At 41.7% G+C, this 3050-nt stretch carries 5 protein-coding genes; all 5 read right to left on the bottom strand.

Going from position 1 to position 3050, the window contains the following annotated elements; genetic code table 11:
- Positions 1–402, bottom strand: a 402-nt coding sequence (locus VIK44_RS09800) for a biotin/lipoyl-binding protein (RefSeq protein ID WP_331553722.1), incomplete at its 3' end; no start/stop codon positions are given.
- 2 nt (positions 403–404) lie between these two features.
- Complete coding sequence (locus VIK44_RS09805) at positions 405–1538, bottom strand: ABC transporter substrate-binding protein (protein WP_331553723.1); 1134 nt, start codon at positions 1536–1538, stop codon at positions 405–407.
- 32 nt (positions 1539–1570) lie between these two features.
- Entirely contained in the window at positions 1571–2107 is a 537-nt protein-coding gene (locus VIK44_RS09810) for a hypothetical protein (RefSeq protein WP_331553724.1), read from the bottom strand.
- Positions 2108–2266: 159 nt separating this feature from the next.
- Positions 2267–2674 carry a hypothetical protein gene (locus VIK44_RS09815; RefSeq protein ID WP_331553725.1) on the bottom strand — a complete coding sequence of 136 codons (408 nt, stop codon included), beginning with the start codon at positions 2672–2674 and terminating at the stop codon, positions 2267–2269.
- Positions 2675–2869: 195 nt separating this feature from the next.
- Positions 2870–3050, bottom strand: a 181-nt coding sequence (locus VIK44_RS09820) for a hypothetical protein (RefSeq protein WP_331553726.1), incomplete at its 5' end; no start/stop codon positions are given.

Genomic DNA, 3050 nt, shown 5'->3' on the forward strand with positions numbered 1-3050 from the left:
GCTATCCATGGCAACAATCATGGTTTGTCGTTTAATATTGCTCTTTTCTATCTCCGTCAAACCTGCTGTATTTGATAACTGAGACACCATGCCCTGAGAAGTCACCACTGCCAGCAAATCGCCTTTTTGTACATAATCCCCTTCTGATACATTGATTTCTGTTAAAAGTCCTTCATTTTCCGCGACCACATTGACGGTTCCTTCACCATAGGACACCGTTGAATCCATGACTTGTGTAATATTAATGGGAACGGTGATGGAAAATATAATGACGCTGACTAAAAAAATCCCAATGCCCAATAAAATAAGCAAATTCTTTGGGCCAATGACCGTCATTAAAGCCGCATGTTCGTTTTTTGTTGTGCTTTTATCCCCTTTTTTCTTAAAAATAGATTCTTTCACTGCTATTGTCCTCCCCCGGTTGGATTATCCTTTGGTACCAGCTGATCATTAACATAGATTTTCTGGAATACATCAATGCCGTTGAGGATCCGTTTGTTAAAATTCAAGCTGCCATAAAGGGTCTCAAAGCTGTTCTCTGCGATAGCTTTCCTGATTGTCTGGGCATCAAGATTCTGGGCCTTGTTGGCAGCATCCGCAGCCAGATGTAATGACATGTAGGCCTGGGCCGCGGACAAATCCGGGTTCTGTCCATAGGCATTCTGATAGGCCTGAATAAACGCCGCCTCGGGGCCAGTTGTGGCGGTATTATTGAAATAACTGGTGACCTGAGTCAGGCTTTTGATGCTCTGAGGAATGGGATAGGGTTCAATCTCAATGTCATAGCTCGCAAAAATAGGCCGCGTGTTTCCTGTTTGGGCCAGATAGTTATTAAGGGTGGCAATGTCATTTCCCACACAGGCAGAGACAATGGCCTGGGCTCCGAGACTGTCCCATTTTTTCACATAAGAGCTGAAATAATCAATGTTCGGGGCATAGGAAACAGCATCCACTATTTCAATGCCCGCTGCATGGGCATATTCTTCAAAACTTTGCAGATAGTCTTTGCCATAGGTATTGCTGGCTGAATGAACAATGGCTACCTTACTGATACCTTGGGCTGCCAGGCTCTGTACCATTTCCCGGGCCATTGAATTTTCCGAAGGAGCACAAAGATAAACTGCCTCATTTCCAGTAAGGTTCACTTTTGAACTGGCGATAATAGGTGCGAAAAGAATTTTATTGTGCTGGCTATAAATGCCAGCCACCTTCAACACATCATCGGTGCTTCGATGTCCAATCACAATTGGGAAATTTTTATTTCCCCCGATCATAGTAGCAACTTCCACCGCCGTATTGGTGTTGTTGCCATCATCATTATAGTTGATTGTTATATTCTGATTCAGTATGCCCCCCTGTTCATTAATTTCCTTGGCTGCCAGTTCGATTCCGTTTTTGAAAGAAATACTATAGTCTTCAGAAAATGGATAAACAACATCCACTGATATGGTTTTTATTTCGGTTGTTTTCGCTGCACAACCAAAACAGAGCAACCCGCATATTAACAGGATAGATAGTATCATAAGGTTTTTTTTCATAACCCTCTCCTTACATTTGAGATACCCTTAAACTAAATAAACGCTGAAAATAAAATCAAATACTTGTCATTCATTTTTATCAACAGGTTTTTCATGTTCTCGGAAGACAGATTCAGTTTTTTTACCATTTCAGTTGAGGTAAACTTTCCGGAATATTTCAGTATATCAACCTCTGTTTGGCTGAGCAGCCCAAAATCAAGCATGGAAAAATCTGGAATTTTGTGAATAATCCAGGTATTTCTTTCGTTCTCACTCAATTCATGCCATTCTTTTAAAAGGCCCTTGTATTGAATCAGTTTTTTATAATACTCCACCATCACCTTGTTTTTGCCATAAATAAATTTAAGGTATCCCGCCGCAATGCCATAGTTGAAAGCCAGGTTGAAGTCTTCTCTGATCCGTTCTTTTGGAATCAGCCCTTTGATCACCGATTCCGGAATTTTTCCATCAAAATAAATTTTGCGCATTTCATTCTGGAGTCGCTTATTGGCCTGCAACCGAATATTTATCAAATCAATAAAACCCATTTTTTTTTCTGGAAAGGGGAATGTCCTCATTGCAGCAGTCAATAAGATCCTCATAGATTTCCAAGCCGAATTTCTCAGGATTAAGGGTAATAGGGGTTTTTGGATAGGGTAAAAAAAAAATAGGCCGTTTCAAACTGGCCTGGCGCATTATGGAGGAGTTCCATTACCAGTGTTTCGGATTCGTTGATGGTTTCCAGGGTTTCATGAGGTCCCCCTAAGATGATATTTTCCGGAAATGCCGTGAATCCCGGATTCAACGCAATGGTCAATCACATCCACCGCCATTTTTCGGGTTGTTTTTTTATTGTAGCTTTTTAATACCTGATCACTTTCGGATTCCAAACCAAAAAAGATCTTTTTAAGACCTGCATCCGCCATGAGGGAAGGAACTGAGTGACGGCGCACCCGTTTGGCATTGGCCCCTTCATAACAAAAGGTGCACCCAAAAGGACAGCCCCTTCCAGTTAAGATGGGCAGCAATCCGTAATACTTATAGTCATTGGTCAGGGTAATGTCCGGCCAGGGAATATCGTCCAGATCCTCTGGTGGTTTTCTGGGTTCGGTTTCCACCAAATCTACTTCTTCATCCCGGAATATAACCACTGACATACCGGTGTGATTTAATCAATAATAGTTCCATGTCTGCTTATCCCCCCTTTGAACTACTGACTTCAAATCATCCCCTGTCAGTACTTCGAAGGGGAAAATCCCCTTCTGTCTTTTACGAATATTTTGCTGTTTGTGTTGCTGTAAATGCGTAATCCACGCCAACAATACTTAAACCGCCATCTAAATAGTTGCACGCTAAAAATACATGGGTCTTTCAATTATAAATGGTAAACCCCCGCCGGCAGCCTGATCCAATTGATCATCGCTGATGGGTTGTTTTTCTTGTGCTTCTTTAAAAGCGGCTTTGAATTCGTCAGCTTTAGCTGTATAACCCAGTTTTGCAACAATCGCATCAAATTCTGCTTCTGTTTTAGCA

The sequence above is a fragment of the Acetobacterium sp. genome (genome assembly GCF_036508315.1).
Classification (GTDB): domain Bacteria; phylum Bacillota; class Clostridia; order Eubacteriales; family Eubacteriaceae; genus Acetobacterium.